General features: G+C 39.6%; 21 protein-coding genes and 1 rRNA gene (1 of these 22 running past the window's edge). 14 read left to right on the top strand and 8 right to left on the bottom strand.

The window, feature by feature from the left end:
* The 3 genes from CGC50_RS11335 to CGC50_RS11325 form a co-directional block, all read right to left on the bottom strand.
* Positions 1-1,440 (bottom strand): 16S ribosomal RNA (locus CGC50_RS11335); it reaches 74 nt to the left of the window's first position.
* Positions 1,441-1,811: 371 nt separating this feature from the next.
* Positions 1,812-4,184, bottom strand: coding sequence for a heavy metal translocating P-type ATPase (locus CGC50_RS11330; protein ID WP_095910903.1), 2,373 nt, complete (start codon positions 4,182-4,184; stop codon positions 1,812-1,814).
* Positions 4,185-4,262: 78 nt separating this feature from the next.
* Positions 4,263-5,237: a lysylphosphatidylglycerol synthase transmembrane domain-containing protein gene (locus tag CGC50_RS11325; RefSeq protein WP_095910902.1), complete on the bottom strand. Its 975-nt coding sequence runs from the start codon at positions 5,235-5,237 to the stop codon at positions 4,263-4,265.
* Positions 5,238-5,466: 229 nt separating this feature from the next.
* Between CGC50_RS11325 and CGC50_RS11320 the strand changes: the two genes are divergently transcribed.
* From CGC50_RS11320 to ygiD, 3 genes are read left to right on the top strand one after another with little or no spacing between them, the layout of a single operon-like run.
* Positions 5,467-6,585 (top strand): sugar-binding protein, encoded by a 1,119-nt coding sequence (locus CGC50_RS11320; RefSeq protein WP_095910901.1) that lies wholly within the window; start codon positions 5,467-5,469, stop codon positions 6,583-6,585.
* Between the two features lie 35 nt (positions 6,586-6,620).
* Positions 6,621-8,369 (top strand): aspartate--tRNA ligase, encoded by a 1,749-nt coding sequence (aspS, locus tag CGC50_RS11315; RefSeq protein WP_095910900.1) that lies wholly within the window; start codon positions 6,621-6,623, stop codon positions 8,367-8,369.
* 17 nt (positions 8,370-8,386) lie between these two features.
* Positions 8,387-9,184: a 4,5-DOPA-extradiol-dioxygenase gene (gene ygiD / locus CGC50_RS11310; RefSeq protein WP_095910899.1), complete on the top strand. Its 798-nt coding sequence runs from the start codon at positions 8,387-8,389 to the stop codon at positions 9,182-9,184.
* A gap of 322 nt (positions 9,185-9,506) precedes the next feature.
* On the opposite strand, the gene CGC50_RS11305 is transcribed toward ygiD, so the two are convergent.
* Positions 9,507-10,106, bottom strand: a complete 600-nt coding sequence (locus tag CGC50_RS11305) for a hypothetical protein (RefSeq protein WP_157909457.1) — start codon at positions 10,104-10,106, stop codon at positions 9,507-9,509.
* Positions 10,107-10,257: 151 nt separating this feature from the next.
* On the opposite strand from CGC50_RS11305, the gene CGC50_RS11300 reads away from it, so the two are divergent.
* Both CGC50_RS11300 and CGC50_RS11295 read left to right on the top strand, forming a co-directional pair.
* Positions 10,258-11,031 (top strand): DUF695 domain-containing protein, encoded by a 774-nt coding sequence (locus tag CGC50_RS11300; protein ID WP_095910897.1) that lies wholly within the window; start codon positions 10,258-10,260, stop codon positions 11,029-11,031.
* Positions 11,032-11,078: 47 nt separating this feature from the next.
* Positions 11,079-11,678, top strand: coding sequence for a DUF7691 family protein (locus CGC50_RS11295; protein WP_095910896.1), 600 nt, complete (start codon positions 11,079-11,081; stop codon positions 11,676-11,678).
* Positions 11,679-11,740: 62 nt separating this feature from the next.
* On the opposite strand, the gene CGC50_RS11290 is transcribed toward CGC50_RS11295, so the two are convergent.
* Both CGC50_RS11290 and CGC50_RS11285 read right to left on the bottom strand, forming a co-directional pair.
* A complete protein-coding gene (locus CGC50_RS11290) occupies positions 11,741-12,193 on the bottom strand; it encodes a hypothetical protein (protein ID WP_095910895.1) in 453 nt (150 codons plus the stop codon).
* Between the two features lie 151 nt (positions 12,194-12,344).
* A complete protein-coding gene (locus CGC50_RS11285; RefSeq protein WP_157909456.1) occupies positions 12,345-13,166 on the bottom strand; it encodes an RHS repeat domain-containing protein in 822 nt (273 codons plus the stop codon).
* 108 nt (positions 13,167-13,274) lie between these two features.
* Between CGC50_RS11285 and CGC50_RS11280 the strand changes: the two genes are divergently transcribed.
* The 9 genes from CGC50_RS11280 (at position 13,275) to CGC50_RS11240 (ending at position 19,203) form a co-directional block, all read left to right on the top strand.
* Complete coding sequence (locus CGC50_RS11280) at positions 13,275-13,904, top strand: hypothetical protein (protein ID WP_002666151.1); 630 nt, start codon at positions 13,275-13,277, stop codon at positions 13,902-13,904.
* Positions 13,901-14,647: a hypothetical protein gene (locus tag CGC50_RS11275; RefSeq protein WP_095910893.1), complete on the top strand. Its 747-nt coding sequence runs from the start codon at positions 13,901-13,903 to the stop codon at positions 14,645-14,647. The genes CGC50_RS11280 and CGC50_RS11275 overlap by 4 nt, the downstream gene beginning before the upstream one ends.
* Before the next feature lie 10 nt (positions 14,648-14,657).
* Positions 14,658-15,125 (top strand): hypothetical protein, encoded by a 468-nt coding sequence (locus tag CGC50_RS11270; protein ID WP_095911362.1) that lies wholly within the window; start codon positions 14,658-14,660, stop codon positions 15,123-15,125.
* A 46-nt stretch (positions 15,126-15,171) separates the two neighbouring features.
* A complete protein-coding gene (locus CGC50_RS11265; protein WP_095910892.1) occupies positions 15,172-15,486 on the top strand; it encodes a winged helix-turn-helix domain-containing protein in 315 nt (104 codons plus the stop codon).
* 194 nt (positions 15,487-15,680) lie between these two features.
* Complete coding sequence (gene creD, locus CGC50_RS11260) at positions 15,681-17,060, top strand: cell envelope integrity protein CreD (RefSeq protein ID WP_095910891.1); 1,380 nt, start codon at positions 15,681-15,683, stop codon at positions 17,058-17,060.
* A 104-nt stretch (positions 17,061-17,164) separates the two neighbouring features.
* On the top strand, positions 17,165-17,695 hold the full coding sequence (locus CGC50_RS11255) for a DUF4199 domain-containing protein (RefSeq protein WP_095910890.1): 531 nt from the start codon (positions 17,165-17,167) through the stop codon (positions 17,693-17,695).
* A 92-nt stretch (positions 17,696-17,787) separates the two neighbouring features.
* The gene (surE, locus tag CGC50_RS11250; RefSeq protein WP_095910889.1) at positions 17,788-18,567 is read left to right on the top strand and encodes a 5'/3'-nucleotidase SurE; all 780 of its coding nucleotides are present in this window, start codon (positions 17,788-17,790) and stop codon (positions 18,565-18,567) included.
* Positions 18,554-18,847, top strand: a complete 294-nt coding sequence (locus CGC50_RS11245) for a hypothetical protein (protein ID WP_095910888.1) — start codon at positions 18,554-18,556, stop codon at positions 18,845-18,847. The genes surE and CGC50_RS11245 overlap by 14 nt, the downstream gene beginning before the upstream one ends.
* 101 nt (positions 18,848-18,948) lie before the next feature.
* Entirely contained in the window at positions 18,949-19,203 is a 255-nt protein-coding gene (locus CGC50_RS11240) for a Fic family protein (RefSeq protein ID WP_002666163.1), read from the top strand.
* A gap of 197 nt (positions 19,204-19,400) precedes the next feature.
* On the opposite strand, the gene CGC50_RS11235 is transcribed toward CGC50_RS11240, so the two are convergent.
* On the bottom strand, positions 19,401-21,026 hold the full coding sequence (locus CGC50_RS11235; RefSeq protein ID WP_095910887.1) for a DUF4139 domain-containing protein: 1,626 nt from the start codon (positions 21,024-21,026) through the stop codon (positions 19,401-19,403).
* Entirely contained in the window at positions 21,023-21,457 is a 435-nt protein-coding gene (locus CGC50_RS11230) for an META domain-containing protein (RefSeq protein ID WP_095910886.1), read from the bottom strand. Before CGC50_RS11230 ends, CGC50_RS11235 begins: the two co-directional genes overlap by 4 nt.
* Between the last annotated feature and the right edge of the window lie 12 nt (positions 21,458-21,469).

Genomic DNA, 21,469 nt, shown 5'->3' with positions numbered 1-21,469 from the left:
TAGGCAGCTCCTTGCGGTGACCGACTTCAGGTACTCCCAGCTTCCATGGCTTGACGGGCGGTGTGTACAAGGCCCGGGAACGTATTCACCGGATCATGGCTGATATCCGATTACTAGCGATTCCAGCTTCACGGAGTCGAGTTGCAGACTCCGATCCGAACTGTGACCGTCTTTATAGATTCGCTCCTGCTCGCGCAGTGGCTGCTCTCTGTAACGACCATTGTAGCACGTGTGTAGCCCAAGATGTAAGGGCCGTGATGATTTGACGTCATCCCCACCTTCCTCACGGTTTACACCGGCAGTCTTGCTAGAGTCCCCAACTTTACTTGCTGGTAACTAACAATAGGGGTTGCGCTCGTTATAGGACTTAACCTGACACCTCACGGCACGAGCTGACGACAACCATGCAGCACCTTGAAAACTGTCCGAAGAAGGGCGTATCTCTACACCTGTCAGTCTCCATTTAAACCTTGGTAAGGTTCCTCGCGTATCATCGAATTAAACCACATGCTCCACCGCTTGTGCGGGCCCCCGTCAATTCCTTTGAGTTTCACACTTGCGTGCGTACTCCCCAGGTGGGATACTTATCACTTTCGCTTAGCCACTCAGCTTGCGCCAAACAGCTAGTATCCATCGTTTACAGCGTGGACTACCAGGGTATCTAATCCTGTTCGCTCCCCACGCTTTCGTCTCTCAGCGTCAATTGTCTGTTAGTCCCCTGCCTTCGCAATCGGTGTTCTGTGTAATATCTAAGCATTTCACCGCTACACTACACATTCCAAGAACTTCACAGATATTCAAGACTACCAGTATCAAAGGCAATTTCTCAGTTAAGCTGAAACCTTTCACCCCTGACTTAATAGCCCGCCTACAGACCCTTTAAACCCAATGATTCCGAATAACGCTCGCATCCTCCGTATTACCGCGGCTGCTGGCACGGAGTTAGCCGATGCTTATTCATATGGTACCGTCATCAACGTACACGTACGCCTTATTCTTCCCATATAAAAGCAGTTTACAACCCATAAGGCATTCTTCCTGCACGCGGCATGGCTGGTTCAGTCTTCCGACCATTGACCAATATTCCTCACTGCTGCCTCCCGTAGGAGTCTGGTCCCTGTCTCAGTACCAGTGTGGGGGATCTCCCTCTCAGGACCCCTACCTATCGTAGCCTTGGGGTGCCGTTACCACTCCAACTAGCTAATAGGACGCATGCCCATCTTTCACCACCTCAGTTTTAATTATCAAATGATGCCATCCAATAATATTATGGGGTATTAATCCAAATTTCTTCGGGCTATCCCCCTGTGAAAGGTAGGTTGCATACGCGTTACGCACCCGTGCGCCGGTTTCTGCCCCCGAAAGGGCTTCTCCCTCGACTTGCATGTGTTAGGCCTGCCGCTAGCGTTCATCCTGAGCCAGGATCAAACTCTTCATCGTTAAATCTTTAAATCTCTTTTGACTCGTATAAAGCCCGCTTAGTCTAAATCTTTCTGTGCTGTATTATCAATATTTCTTAATGAACTTCTCGCTCTTTTGGCGGGTGCAAAGGTATAACCTTTTTTCCTTTCTACCAAATATTTTTTAAAATATTTTTTTCAGGCTTCTTGAAAACCACCTCGTCGTTTTTGCGGGTGCAAAGGTACAACCTTTTTTTCATTCCACCAAATATTTTTTAAAATATTTTTTTTCTTCTTTTATGAGCGTCGCTCCCTTCTCGAAAGCGGGTGCAAAATTACAACAAGTTTTTTAATCAACCAAATGTTTTTTGAAAAATTTTTTGATTGTTTTTTAAGTGGTTGATTGTCAATCTATTTTATAAACCTTTTTACCAGTCCATTAGTCATCAAAGTTGTAAAAAGCACTATACTAATAGAACTGATAGGCATCAAAATCGCCGCTACTACGGGTTCTAAGTTCCCTGTTACGGCAAAGAACGTACCTATACAATTATATAATAAGGAGAGTACAAAACTCATCTTGATTACTTGCATGGTCTTTTTACTTAGAGTAAGGAATTGTGGAAGCTTCTCTATCTCAGAGGCCTGTAGTATCGCCTCACAGGCAGGAGAAAAAGTATTGCTATTTTCAGCTACCGCACAGCCTACTTGGGCTTGCTTGAGAGCACCAGCATCATTCAGCCCATCGCCCAGCATCATTACTATCTTTCCTTCTTTCTGCAATTGTTCTATATAATGGAGCTTATCAGCTGGACTTTGATTAAAGTGCAGAGATACTTTTGCTGAGAGTTGGCTTTGTAAGAAAGCTTTTTCTGCTTGAGTATCCCCAGAGAGGAGCGCTAAAGTATAGCCCTTGTCCTCTAACTCATGGAAAACGGTAAATATATGACTCCTATAAGGGTTCTTAAAGGTATATTTGCCAATTAATTGTCCATTAATACTCACATATACCGCTGTTTCATCTTTGTTATCCTTATCAGCGACAAACTTAGCCGAGCCTATTTTTATATGGTCAGTACCTGAGGTCGCCTCCATTCCCTTTCCTATCAACTCTTGGTAACTATCCAAGGGGCAAATGCCTACCTGATTATAATAATCATATAGTTGGCGAGATAGCGGGTGGTTGGAGTTGCGTAATACACTTTTGAGCAAAATGAGTTGTTCTGCACTCATAGAAGTTCCCTCATAGCTAATTTCTTGAGTATTACTTTGGGTAATGGTACCTGTTTTATCAAAAATCAAGGTATCTACCTGTGCCATTTGCTCTATGGCCTGAGTATCTTTGAGGTAAAAACGATGTTTCCCTAAGAGTCGGAGCATATTCCCCAAGGCAAAAGGAGCGGAAACCGCCAAAGCACAAGGGCAAGCGATAATAAGCACTGCTGTAAAGGCATTGAACGCCTCGGTAGGAGTGCCATAGAAAAGCCAAAAGGCTAAGGTTAGGAAAGCTATGAGCAGTACAAAGAAGGTAAAGTACTGACTAATCTTGTCCGTAAGGGTCTTAATACCTTCGTTTTTGTTCTTTTGAAAAGACTCATTGCTCCAGAGCTGGGTAAGATAGCTTTGGGAAACAATCTTGGTGGCTTCTATCTCTATAGCGGTACCCTTATGGCGACCACCTGCAAAGAGCTTGTCACCACTGTTCTTTTCTGTCCATTTGGACTCCCCTGTCACAAAGCTATAATCTATCTGGCCTACCCCACGAATAAGTACGGCATCTACAGGAATCAGTTCCTCATTGCGAATGAGCAAGCGGTCACCCTCCTTGATATCATATACCTGAATACTCTCTTCCCTACCCCCCTCTATACGAGTTACTCCTATAGGGAAATAGCTTTTGTAATCTCGCTCAAAGGAGAGAAAGGAGTAGGTGCGTTGCTGAAAGAATTTGCCTATAAGCAACAAGAAAACTAAGGAAGCTAAGCTATCAAAGAAGCCCTGTCCCCTACCCGATATGATATCATAAGTACTACGAACAAACATGGTAAGTATTCCCAATGCCAAAGGAATATCAATGGTCAGAAAACGGTTGCGAATCCCCTTGTAGGCGGAGACAAAATAATCCGTGGCTGCATAGAACATCACAGGTAGGGAGAAGGCAAACATCAGCCAGCGGAAGAAATCCTTATAGCGATTGAACCAAAATTCGTTGTCCTCAAAGAACCCAGGGAAAGATAATAGTCCAATATTCCCAAAAGCAAAACCTGCCACTCCCAACTTGTACAATAGCTGCTTTTGTCCCTTCTTGTCTTTCTTCTGAGAATAATCGTCCAAACTTATATAAGGAGCATAGCCTATTTTGGATAGAAGTATCACCAACTCTTTCAGAGTGATTTTGTCTTTTAGGTAACTAATGCGTACCGTCTTTTTAGGAAAATCAACTAAGGCATGTATCACACCTTCGTGTAATCTCTGCAAATTCTCCAACACCCAGATACACGAACTACAGTGAATATGAGGAATATATAAGGAGACGATTTGTGTATTCCCCTCGTCAAACTCCAGCAGCTTTGCTACAATCTGGGGATTGTCTAAGAAATGGTACTTCTCCCCTGCCTCTTCTGGGCGTGCACCAGGGGTTTGCTCATAGGTATAATATTTGTCTAACTTATTGGCAGAGAGAATCTCATAGACCGTTTGGCACCCTTGACAACAAAAATACTTATCATCAAAGACAATAGGGTGTTTTGGGTCACAATAATTTCCACAATGATAACAAGTCATAGTTATTAGTTATTAGTTTTGAGTTTTGAGTTTTAAGTTTTGAGTTATTAATCGGGTCATATTATTACCTGTTAGCTCTTACCTATTTCTTTTATTAAGAATAGGTAATAGCAAAAACGACAATCCTCCAAAAAGGATAATCATCAGGAATTGGGCAATCCATATCACCCAACCCAAAGCTGTCCCAACGGTCTCAGCTACACCAAAGAGGAGCAATACCTTAGCTATAAAAAGCGGGTAAGCACCCAAACCACCATTGGTAAAGACAATAGCAAAGCTCCCAATGACAAAGGCTGTAAGCACTTGCAAAAGAGATAGATTCTTAGTTTCTTCCATTGAGAAAAATACTATATAGAACATCAGAAAGTACATAATCCAAATAAATAAAGTATGGGCTACAAATTGCCACTTTTTCTTCAAATGTACAATAGAGAAAATTCCTTCCTTGATGCCTGAAAGTAATTGGCGTATCTTCTGTGCTATGGAAGTAGTGGATCGGTAAAGCCAATAGAGAAATGCTACAAACAAAAGCCCTAAAACTAAGAGTATTACTATAATATAGGAAAAAGTAAAATAGTTTTCTAAGAAATGCCATACCAAATCAAACTGAAAAACAAAAACAATGGCAATGAGCAACAGCAAAATACACATATCTATAGCCCGCTCAGTAAGTATGGTACCAAAGGACTTATCAAAGGGAACCTTGTCATACCGATTGATAAGCAAGGCACGAGAGACTTCTCCGGATCGAGGTATGGTCAGGTTTAGCAAATAACCAACAAATACCGCCAAGACAAGGTTATACCGCTTAGGAAAATAGTGCATAGAAGCAAGGGTATACTGCCAGCGAAGCCCACGAGATACATGACTGAGGAAGCCCATACCCACCGAAAGCCATAAATAGGAATAATCAGCCCTAAGGAATTGTTCCTTGATAAGTGCTAATTCCTCTGTACTGAACTGAGCAAAAGCATACCAGCACAAGAAAAGCCCCAATAATAAAGGGAGTACAAGTTGTAAAGTCTTCTTTAGGTAGTTTTTGTTTGTCGTCATTTAGACACATTTTTTGGCTGTGCAAAGATATAAATTAATTTTGTACTTTGTCATCTCAAAATTAATAACTATTTTTGCATCTTATTAGAACCTATTGAAACAGCCTAATCATAAACAAAGAAAAAATCATTACATCTCTTAATATAGAAAAATATTATCCTTGATGTAGATATACTCAGTCAAGGAATTGGAAACGTTTCAAAAAAATGAATTATTTAAAAATACCAACATGAAAAGAACCATATTTTTAGTAGCAACTGCTGTTCTTACTTTAGCTTCTTGTGGAAAAAGTGACGACAACCCAACAACTAATAATCCTGAAAACCCTAAAACCACTGAGGTAAAGAGAATTAAAGAGGTGAAGATTACTTATTTGAAAAGAGAATATGTCCCTTTGTCAACAGAAGATAGTCCTCGTTACCAATATACACTGAAAAATAGTTCTGTGGCTTATACGTATGATGAGCAAGGACGTATCTCAAAAAAGACTATTAAAGAGGAAGGAAAACCAGAAGAAGAAACAACTTTTGAATATCCTCAAGGAAAAATAATTGCAAAATTTAGTAATCAAACACATGAAGAAGTTTTGAATAACATGGGTTATTACAAAGGCTTTAATAACGATTTTGCATATAATGCAAAAGGACAACTGATAGAATCAAGAAGAGGTAAATACACTTGGACAGAAGGAAATATTAGCCAGCTATTTCGCATAAGAAACGTAAATGGTAAAACAGAAACTATAACCACTACTATGACCTATTATCCTAATGAGAATAAGAATAAGTGGTTACTTTTCAGTGACGAATCTGGAGATATTATAGGTACGTATATCTCTTTTTTTGAAGGAGAAATATTGTTACCTATAGGAGTTCATACTAAAAATCTCATTAAATCAATGAAAAAAGAATTTAGTGATGAAGAGTTTGGTTATACTTCATCCAATACTACTGCTTTTAGCTATAATTATGATAATGATGGTTATGTAACAAAAATTGTAGAAAATCGTTTTGGAGTAGCAAATTCAAGTATAGGGACCTCCTCCTATAGCCCAGAAACTGTAAAAGACTTAGAAAAGAAAATTGCTAAAATACAAGATGGCACTTTAAAAAATCTAAGTTACAAACTTATTAGTAATAATAACGGAATTTATAAGTTTGTTATCACTTATAAAAAACATATCACGCAAGACACCAATGGCAAACCTATTGATGTAAAATATGAACAAGAGAGGTATTATGAGTTCTCTTATAAAGAAAAAGATGGCAAAAGAGAGTATTTAGAAGGAAAAGAAATAGTATTTACCAAACAAGACGCTTCCACTATTTACGAAATCAGTTATTATTAAAAAACTCAAACCTTATAACCAACAACAAACAAAAAATGTACAGAACGCATACTTGTGGAGAGTTACGACTCTCACACGAAAAACAACAAGTAACCCTCAGCGGATGGGTACAACGCATCCGCAACAAGGGATTTATGATTTGGGTAGACCTTCGCGACCGCTATGGCATCACCCAGCTTATATTCGATGAAGAACGCACTGATAAAGCAGTCTTCGAGCAGGCGAAAACCCTCTCACGTGAGGACGTGATTCAGATACAAGGTACTGTGATCAAGCGCGAGGCTGCCAATACAAATATTCCTACCGGAGAGGTGGAGATCCTCGTTTCGGCACTCACCCTGCTCAACCACTCCGAAATACCCCCCTTTACCATTGAAGATACTACTGATGGTGGTGAAGACCTCCGTATGAAGTACCGCTATCTCGATATACGCCGTACTCCTGTACGTGATAACCTTATCTTCCGCCACAAGGTAGGCATGATCGTGCGCAACTACCTCTCTGGACAAGGGTTTATAGAGGTAGAAACCCCTGTACTTATCAAATCAACACCCGAAGGCGCACGTGATTTTGTAGTGCCCAGCCGTATGAACCCAGGTGAGTTCTACGCCTTGCCACAATCCCCACAAACCTTCAAGCAGCTACTAATGGTAGGCGGATTTGACAAGTACTTCCAAATTGTAAAGTGCTTCCGTGATGAAGACCTCCGCGCTGACCGTCAGCCGGAGTTTACCCAAATAGACTGCGAAATGTCGTTTGTAGAACAAGAGGACATCATCCAGACCTTTGAAGGATTGGCAAAACACCTCCTCAAAGAACTCAAAGGCTTAGAGTTTGGGGCTTTCCCTCGTATGACCTATGCCGAGGCGATGAAAACTTACGGCAACGACAAACCCGATATCCGTTTCGGTATGAAATTCGGCGAACTCAACGACCTCGCTCAACACCGCGATTTCAAGGTATTCAACGAAGCCGAATTGGTAGTAGGTATTGCCGTACCTGGAGCTAATAGCTACACCCGCAAAGAGATTGATACTTTGGTAGAATGGGTGAAACGCCCACAGATAGGCGCAACAGGCTTGGTATATGTAAAATGCAATGAAGATGGTAGCTTCAAATCATCAGTAGATAAATTCTATAACGAGGACGATCTCAAGGCGTGGGCAGAGCGCACTGGCGCCCAAGCAGGCGACCTTATCTGCATCCTTTCAGGAAAGGCAAACAAAGTACGTGGGCAACTCAGCGCCCTCCGTATGGAACTTGCCGAGCGTCTTGGCTTGCGCAAACCTGATGAGTATGCCCCACTTTGGGTCGTAGATTTTCCACTTTTGGAGTGGAGCGAAGAGGAAGAACGCTTCTTTGCGATGCACCACCCTTTCACCTCGCCTAAACCTGAAGATATTCCTTTGCTCGACAGTAACCCTGGGGCAGTACGTGCCAATGCTTACGACCTCGTGCTCAACGGCAACGAAGTAGGCGGTGGTTCTATACGTATCTTCAACCAAGAGTTACAAGCCAAGATGTTTGAGCTATTAGACTTTACCCCCGAGCAGGCACAAGCACAATTTGGCTTCTTGATGAACGCTTTCAAATACGGCGCTCCTCCTCACGGTGGTTTGGCTTTTGGCTTCGACCGATTGGTGGCACTCCTCGGCGGACAAGAAACCATACGCGACTTTATCGCTTTCCCTAAAAACAACAGCGGTCGCGATGTGATGATTGATGCCCCCTCCCCTATCGATGAGGCACAACTGAAAGAACTCGCAATTCAATTAGCAAATTAGAAACTGAAATTCTTTTAATGACTAAGAAAATCCCAGCTCTATTTGTAGGACACGGCAATCCAATGAACGCTCTTGATGAGCAGAATCCTTTTAACCAAAAGTTTGCCGAAATCACACAGACTTTTGATAAACCAAAAGCTATCTTGTGTATTTCTGCTCATTGGTATAGTGAGGGATTATTTATTATGGGAAACCCTAATCCTCCAATGATGTATGATTTCTACGGATTTCCAAAAGCTCTCAACGAAGTGCAATATCCCGCTAAAGGTTCTCCAGAGTTAGTAGCACAAGTGCAAGAACTACTTGCGGATACTGACCTAAAAGTAGACCCCGAACGCGGATTTGACCACGGCGCTTGGGCGGTATTAAAGTTCTTGTACCCCAAGGCAGATATTCCCGTAGTACAACTGAGCTTAGATGCTACCAAGCCTGCTCAATGGCACGCCGATTTAGCCAAAAAACTTGCTCCCTTGCGCAAACAAGGAGTATTGATTTTAGCAAGCGGGGATATCATACATAACTTGCGCCTGATGAACTTTCGTTATATCAACGATTTAGATGCTGGTTATGATTGGGCTTTTGCCTTTCGTGATCAAATCAATCAAACGATAACCGATAATAACTTAGAGGCGTTAGTACATTTTGAGCAATTCGGAGAAAACGCAAAACTATCGGTGCCCACCCCCGACCATTACTTGCCTTTGCTCTATGTAATGGCTTTGCGAGAAGAAGATGATGAAGTGCTGATTTTCAATGATTCAATCGTAGGAGGCTCTATCAGTATGACCTCAGTACTCGTGGGAGGGAGGTCTTAGATCATAAGAATTAAACCTATAAAAAAGGCTGTTGCAAAGTAAAGTTTGCGACAGCCTTTGTTGTTTTTAGTAATACTCTATTTTTCGTTGTGTTACTTGAGAGGTTAATTTTCCTTCTATTTTATCCTTCAGATAAAGAATGCTTTTAATATAATTACCTTGCTTATCATAAGTGTATTCATACCTGAGTTCTTGTTCTGGTTCAAGGAAGGGTTTCTTTCTAATGGTTTGAATATCTCCTTTTTTATTATAAGTATATTCTCTTATCTCTCCTAAACCCCCTTTTTTTTCCTCATAAATTATACGCCCTTTTGAATCATACCTAATAGATAGTTTCCTTCCCTAATTCAATTTTTGTTTTGCTTATAGAAGAAATTTCTTTTATTTTTTGTCCTCTATCATTATAAGTAATATGATAGTATTTATAAGAAGGAAGAACTACTCTGCCCCATCTCTCTTCTATTACATTCCCTCTTTCATCATACTTATAACAATCTATATATTGTTTTTTATCTCCCGTATATTGAGTAATAGTTTTCTCTTTATAGTTGTAGATAAGAGAGTCTATTCCTGTATCTTCATACCTCCGTGTGCCTATAATATAACCTTCTTCATCAAAATCAATAATAAGAGGAAGACCATTTATTGTACTGAAAAATGTACCTTCTCTTGGCAAAACAGCAGCCACATCCAACTTCTTTGCTGAGCCATCTTCTGCATATTCATAGTAATCAAAGATCTCTTCCAATCGTTTTACTTTCCCACGCAAACCCAATAGCTCCCAATCCGTTTTTTTAAAGTGATTGCCTTGAAAATGCATCTGAACTGTTTTTCCTTTTTGATAGGGATTCTTTACATTTTTTCTCCCACAAGCAATCAGGCTAAGGCTTATCAATAGGAGAAACATAATATGTTTTTTCATAAAAGTCTTTTTTGTATATGGTTTCTATATAATGTTTGTTCTTTTCTATTTTTAAATTTTGCAAATATACATCTTTTTCCCATAACTCACAAATATTTTATATTCTTAAAATAAAATCACTACCTTTGCCCTTTATTAAAAACAATTGCCTATGAACAACAACCATTCCCCTATCGAAATCCCCGAAAACTGGGACTTCTACCGCACTTCTTTCGGCGAGACTCCCGTCTCTATTCGGCTGAATTTAGCGCTGAAGAGTATCGCTCCTATCGCAGATTTTCCTGTGGTAGTGCGTGCCATAGTAAAAATGCAACACCCTTACGATAATGGCTTTTCATCTCAAGAAGAGTTCGAAATCCTTGCCAATATTGAGGACGCTCTTTGCGATGCTATCGAGAGTGTAGGAGCTATTGAGGTAGCTATTGTCACCGGAGGAGGCAACCGCGAAGTCTATAGCTACAGCAAAGACACCGAAACTGTTATAAAAGCCTGCTATAAAGCAATGGAAGCCTTCCCTTCCTATGAGTTTAAATGTCTTTCAGCAGAAGACCCTCAGTGGCAAGAATATTTGCATACACTCTATCCCAATAGTGTAGAAATCCACCAAATCCTCAACCGAATGGTGATTGAACAACTAAAAGAAGGGGGTGATACCCTCGAAAAACCCCGTGAAATCGACCACTGGGTATATTTCGGTGAAGAAAACGAACAAAAAGCCTTTATCGAACTGGTGAAAAGCTCAGGTTTTAAAATCCTTTCAGCCAACTACAACGAAGAAAACAACCCCGAAAGCCGCTATGTACTCAATTTCTCTCGCGAAGACCACATTGAGCACATCGAAGAAATCGTATCTGACCTGATTGAACTCTCTCTCCAATTCAATGGTTACTATGACGGCTGGGGATGCAATATTATTACTGAATAATAGATAAAAAATACTATCTTTGTCCTTTCTTAAAAATCCACTTAATTATGGGATATTATATTTTTACTTACGGAGTGAAAACTCCTGAAATCAAAGCTGTTTTTGGCTCTAAAGATGAAGCCCTTTTGCAAAAGGTAAAAGCCAATGATGTTTTCGAAAACTATGCCGAACAAAACCAAGAAACCTCTCAAGCCCTTATTGATATTATAAAGGGCAATCCTTACACCTTGGAGGGGTATCACTACGGGTATGCTTTCATCGGAATTTGTGCTACTTTAGGGGAAACCCTGCCCAAAACACAAGAAATTAAGTTAGGGTATATAACCGAAGTTATCAACGAAACTGTTGCCGAAGATTATGATATTGAGATTGATATAGAGACAGAGTTATTCCCTGCTGATTATGCCGACCCTTTTCCGCTACCTCTAATAGCCGATTTCCCTATGATAGACCTATTAGACAAGAAAAGACTTGAACATATAGCCTCTTTGTTTGCCAAAGTTCATAAAACGGAGGATGAAATAGAAGCTATGTTAGATGGAGATGATGATGAAAAAGGTTTTGCTTATGAGGCCATTATGGGGCTAAAAGAAAATATCGATTTTTGCCTTAAAAACGATTTAGATATGGTAGTTTTTTGCCATTAACAAAAAACAAAAAGTAACAAAAGGCTGTCACAAAATTTAGTTTGCGACAGCCTTTGTTGTTTTTAGTAGCTTTTTAGTTCGTTGAGGTGAGAAGGAACAGCTATTTTATACCAATCCCATCCATAATAATCTATGAGCAACAGCAAAGCCAAGAGCCTAAGAGGCGTTTGTGCAAAGTACATTTCATCTTTCTTCTTAACAATCCAGTCATACCAATCAGAGTGTTTATCAGTAATTTTTATGCTGTATTTTCTACTGAGTATCTCCTTAATAGCTAATGCCGAAAAGTTGTCCATAAACTTATCTTCCCAGCACTCATCTACTATTTTTCCATTTTCCTTCAAATAACTTATAGCCAATAACGAAAGAGGGTCATTGGCAACAGTAACTTCCTCATTCTTTTTCATATAAATGAGGTAATCTTCATCTTTGTCAAGTAAAAACACTTCATATCCCTTCTGGTAGAGTATCTCTATAGCATTATTGTAAGTATTAGGAGCATCTGTTATAGTCATTTTGAAATATTTTAAAGCTAAAAGTTATCTAATAAGTTCTTTCCTCTATCGTTTGGGTAGATAAAGGATTATCAATTTCAATACATAGGCACCATAAAATAATCTGATTCATACTTCTTAGTTCTTAAAATATATTTTTGGGCAAAAACCTTTAATAATACTCTATTTCTCGTTCGATGACCTTTACTTTCTCTTTTCTTTTCCCATAAACATGGTATTCTATCTGAGTAAGATAATTCCCCTGGCTGTCATAAGTATAGGTATAGCAATATTCTCGAGGCAGGTACACGCCTCCCCCCATATTATTGAGCTCTTTTTGTCCTATGACATTTCCTTTTTCATTGTATTGATAGCGAATCACTTGAATTACTTTCCAGTGGTCTTCTGAAGGATTGAAGTTACTAATGGTTTCCTCCAATATATGTCCTTGTACATCATACAGATAACAGTGCTGAGACCTCAGGGTATCCTGCTGCTTATACTGGGTTCTTATTCTTTCTATAAGCTGATTTTTTGCATTATAAGTAAGTTCATACTTATCGAGTTTCTCTTGTGATTTTCCCTTGGTACTTATTTCTATCAGATTATTTTTAAGATCGTACTTATAGATCGTTTCTTCTTGATAAGAGAGAGCTGTATTCTCAGATATTCTCCTGATGATTCTATCTTCTTGATTATACTCATAGCTAAAGGATAGCTGGACATCTTTGTCAATACTAAAAGAAATAGGTATCCCCTCTTTGTCAAAGAAATAGGTATCGGTAAGGACAACTGAAGGTTTCCTTTCTATCTTTTTAAGAGAAGGATAGACTTGTTTTTGCATAGGATAAAGTGCTGTTTTTATTTTTATAGATTTCACTTCCCCTCGTAGCTCCGTTTCCTTCCACTTAGGTGGTTTGATCACGCCTTGTCCATAGCCCATAAGCCCTGAAAACAAGCACATTATAGTAATGATTAGGGATATTCTCATCATAAAGAAATTTTTTCTTAGGCTATTTCGCGACAAAAATACAATTTTTTTTCAAAAAGATTTGGTCATGTCGATTTTTTGTTTTTACTTTGCAGCTCAAAGTACTTTTATATGGAAGAGCATAAATACTTGGATGACCTAAAGGAAATTCGTCAGATAATGCGCAAATCCACCCAATTTCTCTCCTTAAGTGGGCTCTCAGGGGTATTGGCAGGAATATATGCCCTTATCGGAGCGGGTTTGGCTTTTAGTATCTTGGAGGATCACTACTTGCAGCAGTCCTATGTTATCTTGGAGAGCAATACCTTCAGGAAGCTCATCGGTATTGCCTTGGGAGTACTGGTAGCCTCGATTGTTACCGCTTATTTGCTCTCTGCCTACAAGGCCAAGCGCAATGGAGAAACCCTGGTCAATGCGACCTCCAAACGTGCCTTATACAACTTTGCCCTCCCCTTACTCACCGGTGGAATACTCTGTATACTGCTTCTTAGGAACGGACATTATGGATTGCTTGCTCCTATGACCCTAATATTCTATGGATTGGCCTGTGTGAATGTGAGCAAATACACCTTTGGCGATGTACACTATCTGGGTATTACTGAAATTGTATTAGGACTTTTTGCAGTACAGTTCTCTGGATATGGGCTCCTATTTTGGGTGATAGGATTTGGTATATGCCATATACTCTATGGAGGTATTATGCACTTCAAGTATGAGCGAAACAAAAAAGAATCATTATGACAGAGGTTCTCAAGCGCTATATTGATGCTTCTAATGTTTTTCGCAAAGCAAAGGAACCCCATCAGGGAGCTGTGGCTCTTTACGACTTGTTATACGATTTGCAAGCCAAAACTGAACGTACTAAGGAAGAGGAACGTATCCTTACTGATACTTACAGCCTATTAGAATACCATCTCTCAGCTTATGAGACTTTCTTGCGTATTGCCGACCCTACCAACTATAAGGAGAAAAGCAAGTTAGTAGTTCTGGCGGACAAAGCTCAGACACACAAGGATACTTTTTGTATCAAGGACATACGCAAATCGAAAGCAAAGAAAAAGCAGAAAATTCTTAAAATAGAAGATTTTGAGAAAGTAGAAGATTTTGAGTCCTCATATGAGTATGTACTCCCAACGAGAAAAGTAGTTATTTTCGGCAGAGAGGTAGAAGAAGAGGATTTTTCATTCTTTATAAACAAAGATATTCCTTTAGAAAGCTGTTTGCATAGTATAAATAAATATTTAGAATGGCTTTCGGATGCTAAAGCGACACTCATTAACTATTACAATGAGCATTGTGGGGCATATACACCTGAGGCTGATGACAATTGGTACAACACTTTGGAGGTATATAGCGGTCATTTGGATATTGGGAGTATAGGAATCTCTGCTCATATAAGTGCTGGGGATATTTTCTCCCCTGATCATTTGTTAGAAATAGATTTTGAAGGAAAAGAAATTACCCATATAGGATGGGATGGATAATAAATATACTATGAAGACAAAATTTTTTATTACAACCCTATTATTCCTCATAGGAGGGCTCTGCCTAAAAGCACAAACCAATGATACGGATACCCAAAAGGCTATCGCTACTTTGAAGGAGTTTTACAAAGTAATATATGATGATAATTCATGGAAAGAAGAGCAATTTTTAAAATATGTATCTAAGGAATTGTTCAATAAAGTATTTCCTCCCTCTCCACCAGGTGAAGACAATTCACCAGGGTATGACCCTTTTATACAAGCACAAGACTATGAAGCAAAAACTCTTAATCGCAGTTTGAAAATTACCTCTTTAGGTAATGATAGATATAGAGTATGTTTTTTGCTTTCTGACTGGGAAAAGAAGAAAACTTGCGTAGATTATCAATTGAAGAAAAATAACAAAGGGAAATATATGATTACTAATATTTTAAGTGATAAGAATTTCTATATAGAACCCAAAAAGAAAAAGAATTAAAAGACCCCTTGCTGGTTTTATTACCTAAAATACCTATTATCTAATTTTGAAGTCTCTTTTAGCACATATCAATAAGTCTTTTGACCATCGCATACGCTTGGCAATCATGTCCGTACTGATGGTTAATGAAAGTGCCGACTTTAATACCCTTAAAGAACTTCTGGGTGTTACCGATGGCAACTTGGCCAGCCATACCCATGCCCTTGAGAATGATGAATATATCGCTGTAGAAAAGACTTTTATTGGTCGAAAGACCAATACTCGCTATAGAGCTACTGCCAAGGGACGCCAAGCCTTCCAAGAGCATCTGGAAGCCCTTGAGAAAATGTGCCAACTAAGTACCTCTCCCCAAGAGAATTAGCATCATATTATTTTTTTTATATTTACACTTTGAATTACAAAGCACTTTTAAAATGATTAATGATCAATGTTTAATGATCAATGTTAATAAAGGAATTTATGTCTTGTCCCGAACTATAGCCCTATAACTTCGTGACCTTATAACCTTTAACCCTATTACCCTTTAACTCTGTAACCCTTTAATTCTTAATAAAAATGGATACTCAAAGATCAACTTTTGCAAACCTATTGCAATCCAACACTTTCCGTATGTTCCTTATTGGAACTTTAGCGCTCTTATTACTCATACCGCTATCCTTTGTCAAGGATTTGGTACGAGAGCGAAAATCCCGTCAAGAGCGTGTGGTAGATGAAATCGACTCAAAATGGGGCGGCGCTATCTACTTCTATGGTCCTATCCTGAAAGTCCCTTACAAGGTCTATTCGGATGTAAATCGCACTACCTTCAAGACCTCTTATGCCTATTTCTTCCCTGAAGAGCTGAAGAATAATTCCCAAGTGCAGACCGAGGTAAAGAAGCGTAACAACTACGAATCGGCTGTATTCACCGCCTCTATGGACTTTACAGGTCGCTATATAGCTCCTGATTTCTCCTCCAAAGGAATCCCCAACGAAGATATAGCCTGGGACAAAGCCACCATCCTTATTCGTACGACCAACCTGAGCAGTATCAAGAATATCGTAACGATTACCTTGGCTGGAAAATCCTACCCACTTGAGCCTACCTATGACCAAGAGGGGGAAGATTCTTATTACTCTTGGGAGGACACCGATGCTATGATAGAAATAGAAGGAGAATACTATGGTGGTAGTAGAAGTAGCCATATTTCCTCCTTACAAACAGGCTTTATCCCCAAGGAGGAACTCAACAAGCCGTTGGATTTCTCATTTTCTATCACCTATGATGGTAGCAAGCACATCGCTATTGCGCCTATAGGCAAGACCACCGAGGGGACTATTTCATCCAATTGGCCTAATCCGAGCTTTTTTGGGCATTTCCTCCCTTACAAAAAGCAAATCACTCCGCAAGGTTTCACAGCTTCCTGGCGGGTACTGCACCTGAACCGTCCGTTCTCGCAACAGTCCTTTGGAGAACTTCCTAAAATCAACTCCTATGCCTATTTGGTAAATTTCTTAATCCCTGTAGATCAGTACCAACAGAATGAGCGAGCGGTCAAGTATGGCTTCTTAGTCATTGGGATGACCTTCCTTATATTCTTCCTCTTGCAGAGTATCAGCAAGATAAAGATTCATATTTTCCAATACGCCATGATCGGTTTGGCCTTGGTGCTTTTCTATACCCTATTAGTTTCCATTACCGAACATAGTAGTTTCGCCTTGGCATACCTGATCTCCTCCGTAATGACCATAGGGCTTATCTCTCTGTATTCGGTAGCGATTCTCAAGAACAAGAAGTTTCCTACCTTTATTGGTATTTCTTTGGCTGCTCTATATGGATTTATCTATGTGATTATCCAGCTGGAAAACTATGCCTTATTAGTAGGCAGTGTAGGGCTCTTTGTCATCCTGGCGATCGTTATGTATGCTTCTCGAAAAATAGACTGGAACCAATGAACAATGATCAATGAACAATGATTAATGATTAATGAAAAAATAATCTTTAATCATTGGTTATTAGAAAATAATTCGTATATTTGTGCTGTTAAATTTACTAATTTATGGAAACAGCATTCAAAAACATCGTTATCAAAAATGGGATTTTCTTAGGAATAGCGATGATTATCTTTAACTTTACACAGTATACCACAGGAGTGCTCTACACAAGTAATACAGGCTTGAGTATTCTCTTATGGCTAGTGGGTGCAGCTATGTATGCCTTATTTATTACATGGGGTATCCAGCAATATAAGACAGCCAATAATGGTCAACTCACTGTGGTTGATGGTCTGAAGATAGGGGCCCTTATAGGGGTCATCGCGGGAATATTTTCTGCTATCTATAGTGTTGTCTATACCACTTACTTAGACCCTAACTATTATGAAAAAGTTGTAGAGCTAGCCCTTGAAAAGATGGCTCCTTTGCTTCAAAGAATGTCCGAGGACGAAGTAATGGAATTTCAACAAGGACTTTTTGAAGGCAAACCCACTGTAATCTCTACTTTCATCTATGCCATTATAGGAAGCTCGCTAGGGGGGCTAATCCTAGGAGTGATAATAGGACTTATAAAGAAAACTAAAAATAGTGATTAATAATTGACTATCTCTCCCTTAAAAAATTAATCATTAATCATTATTGCATTAAACATTAATTTTGTACTTTTGCACCATTATTCAAAAAATATATGCAAAAGCCCTTAATCCTTATCACCAATGATGATGGCATTACTGCCCCAGGTATACGTACCCTTATACAGGTGATGAATACCATAGGAGAAGTAGTCGTTGTAGCCCCTGATGCGCCACAGAGTGGCATGGGACATGCTATCACGACTACTTCTTCCCTATTTTGCGAACGTGTCCATACCGATAGTGGCGCCCAAGTGGAATACCGCTGTAGTGGCACCCCTGTGGACTGTGTGAAAATTGCCAGACACGAGATCCTTGATCGTACCCCCGACCTGTGTGTAAGTGGGATCAATCATGGTTCTAACTCCTCTATCAATGTCATCTACTCTGGTACCATGAGTGCAGCTGTGGAAGCAGGAGTAGGAGGAATTCCCGCTATTGGCTTTTCACTTTTGGACATGAACTGGGATGCTGATTTCTCCCAATGTACTGACTTTGTGCGCGATATTACCCTCAATGTACTAAAAAACAAACTTCCACACGGAGTGGTGCTCAATGTGAACATACCCAAGCTCAAGCGAGAAGAAATCAAAGGAGTAAAAGTATGCCGCCAGGCACGTGCTCGCTGGGAAGAGCGCTTTGACCACCGTACCAATCCGCATGGACGTGATTACTATTGGCTTACGGGCAAATTTATCTGTGAGGATGAAGGTACCGATACCGATGTATGGGCACTTGATCATGGCTATATCTCGGTAGTACCTGTACATGCTGACCTTACCCATTACCCAAGCTTAGAACAACTTAACCAATACCCTTTCCATGAGAAGAAATAAATATAAAGAAATAGGTATAGGCTTCTTAGTAGGACTCATAGCCAATGCCTTGGGAATCCTCCTATGGTGGCTCTTCTTCGCCTACCCTACCGACCTTGTCACTATGCTTACCATGGCTTATGAGCAAGAAGTCTTAGGCACTATCATAGGCTTAGGCGCCATACTGAACCTTGTAGCCTTCTTTGGTTTTATCCGCCTAAGACATGACCTCAGAGCCCGAGGCGTACTTATCGCTACCTTCCTTAGCGCTTTTGTAACTCTTGTATTGAAGTTTTTGTAAGAACTAATAATGATTGGCAGACACTTATACTTTATCTCCTCAAAGGAATAGAAATTACTGCTATAGAAACCATTGAACTTGTAGAAGAAATCAAAGTACTCATGCAGCAAACCAAACAGCGCCTACGCAGTGAGTTACCCAAAATATATAGTCAAGACTTGCTTAATAACCTCTTTAAAAATCCTTATACCAAAATAGAATTTTTGGAAAAAGATTTGAATATAAGTAAGCGTACTGCACAGAATTATTTAGATATGATTTCTTCAATAGGCCTATTAGACAAAATTAAAGTAGGGAAAAGCAACTATTATACTAATGAAAATCTAATAAAGGTACTAAAGAGAGAAAAAAACTAACATGGAAAAAAAACGCTATTTTTTTCCATGTAGAGTATAACGTGGAAAAAAAACGCTATTTTTTTCCACGTTAATAAAATCTAAAAAATTATCCCTTAATAAGAATTATCATTTATCCAAAAAACACATTTCGTATAAATGATAAAAATCAGGAACTCATAAAATAATGAATTCCTGATTTTTATTATTTTTGATTATCACAGATTCCCTATAACTCTATCTCTTGGGTACTTTACCTTATAGCTTAGGCGGAAGGTCTTTGTCTCGTTGGGCTTGAGGGTAAGCTCCCAAGTGAGAATATGTGTCTTGTCATCTACAATAGCTTTAGAGCTTTCTAAGAGCTCTACTTCCATCGATTTGTCGGTGGAGATAGGGTACTGATCCTTAAGAACAAGGTCTACTTTCTCTTTTTTGTTGTTACGCAATATAATATCATAAGTGAATATCTGTTCCTTATTCCCTGAGATAAACTTGGTTTGGGACTTATCACTGATCTTTTCACGCTTTACACTGATTTTCCTATCATTCCCCATGGTTACATTGAGTGTCTCATTGGTCTGATTAGGTTCTATATACGTTTTCCCTACATATAACCCTTCAAAAACAATGTTTGCTTCTCCTGAGAGAAGATTATACTTGGAATAATCCTCTACAGCCGCTACCAAATATACTTCCTTGTCCACACGGGGAGCTGTATAGTATTTGTAATCAGCCTTCAGGTCTAACTCTTGTAGGGAAACGCTATGAGCTTTTCCATTAGAAAGAATATCATAAGGAGTATCTATATCAAAAGATACATTTAGCTGATTCTCAGCCACTGTAGTATACTCAGCCACAGAGGATTCCTCTAAAACCATTTTTTCCACATCTGCTCTTTTGAGGCTTGCATCTGCGGTAACTTTAGCATATCCCAGAGGAGCTGCATTTCTGGCGCCAGTATACTCATAAGTTTCTCTGCCAAAATAAAGATGCCATGCCTCTAATACGGGGAATTGGTTGCTTTTGTTAGGGTTGCCACTGGAGAGTGAGAGCTTCACCCCTTTCCAATCCACTCCTGTACTCTGTGAGATTTGCCCCTTGTAAAGCAGGTGAATAGGAGCAGAGAGCCTATCGGCTCTAAGCTCATAGAATGGACGCCAAGTAGCGCGATTGGAGATATAGCTTACTTGGAAATCAGCCTTTTGCGCTACAGGCGACATCAGCTGAAGGATAATTTTTCCATTGGAGAGTTTTTCTTCTTGAGAAGCATTGACATCAAGCTTAGCATTGAGCTTAGCAATAGCTGTAGTAAGTGTTTCTTCTTTTTCCTTAAGGACATCTATGCTATTGAGCAGTTCCGTACGCTTGGCGGTATAATAGTCCATAAGCTTAGGAATATCGCCTATAGCAATCCCATCTTGGCTACCTTTGAGTGTATTGTTTCCATCCAAGAGGCTTATGGTCTTTTCTTCTGTATAGCGCTGGTTGCGAAGCTTCTTAAGTTGTTTTTCCAAGAGAGTAAGGCTATCCTGTACACGCTTGAGAGCAGGGCTATTTTTCTCCACCTCATATTCCTGCATATAACGAGAAGTAAATTGTACCGAGAGAACTGTCACATTGGACGGAGCCAATACCCGTATTGTCTCCTCTGAGAGAGAGTTGGCGACATTCTTAATCACCAGCTCGCTTGTTCCCTTAGGAATATTGGCTGAAGCTGTGTGGGTAAGGTCTACCCCTGTAAAATAAACGGTCGCCTGCTGTATCTTTCCTTGAGTAAAGATAGGTTTTTGCTGCGCCACCATGGACATAGAAAGGGCTACTATAGCCAAAAATAATCTTTTCATGACTGGTTGTGGGTTAGTGGTTTTATAGTATTTGTCATTTTTAGAATTTCCTCTCCTTGCTTATCAAATAGAAGAAGAGTATTCTCTTGTATTTTATAGGAAGTTACCTCTTGTAAAGCTTTAAAGTAAGCACTTTCTATATTTTCCGATAAGCAAAGCATACGAGTAGCTCCAATTCCCGAAAAGGAAAGTGCTGTAGGAGAACAATGCTCTATGGAGGCAAAATAATTATTACATCCTCCATTGCCTGATATACGATTTTCCTTAAGATCTATCTGTAGGCTGGGCAAGGGAATAGAAGCTACAGGCGCTACTCCTCGAAGCGTTTGTAAGGTCCATTCCCCTTGCAGTAGCAAGTGAGTATCTACTTTCTTTTCCATTTGTTGTGGAGCTGCACAAGAGAACAAAAGTAATGGTAATAGGTATTTCATCTGTAATCAATG

The sequence above is a fragment of the Capnocytophaga gingivalis genome (assembly GCF_002302415.1).
GTDB classification, from domain to species: Bacteria; Bacteroidota; Bacteroidia; order Flavobacteriales; family Flavobacteriaceae; genus Capnocytophaga; species Capnocytophaga gingivalis.
Note: the sequence above shows the minus strand (reverse complement) of the source record. Positions and strands in the feature narration are given on the sequence as shown.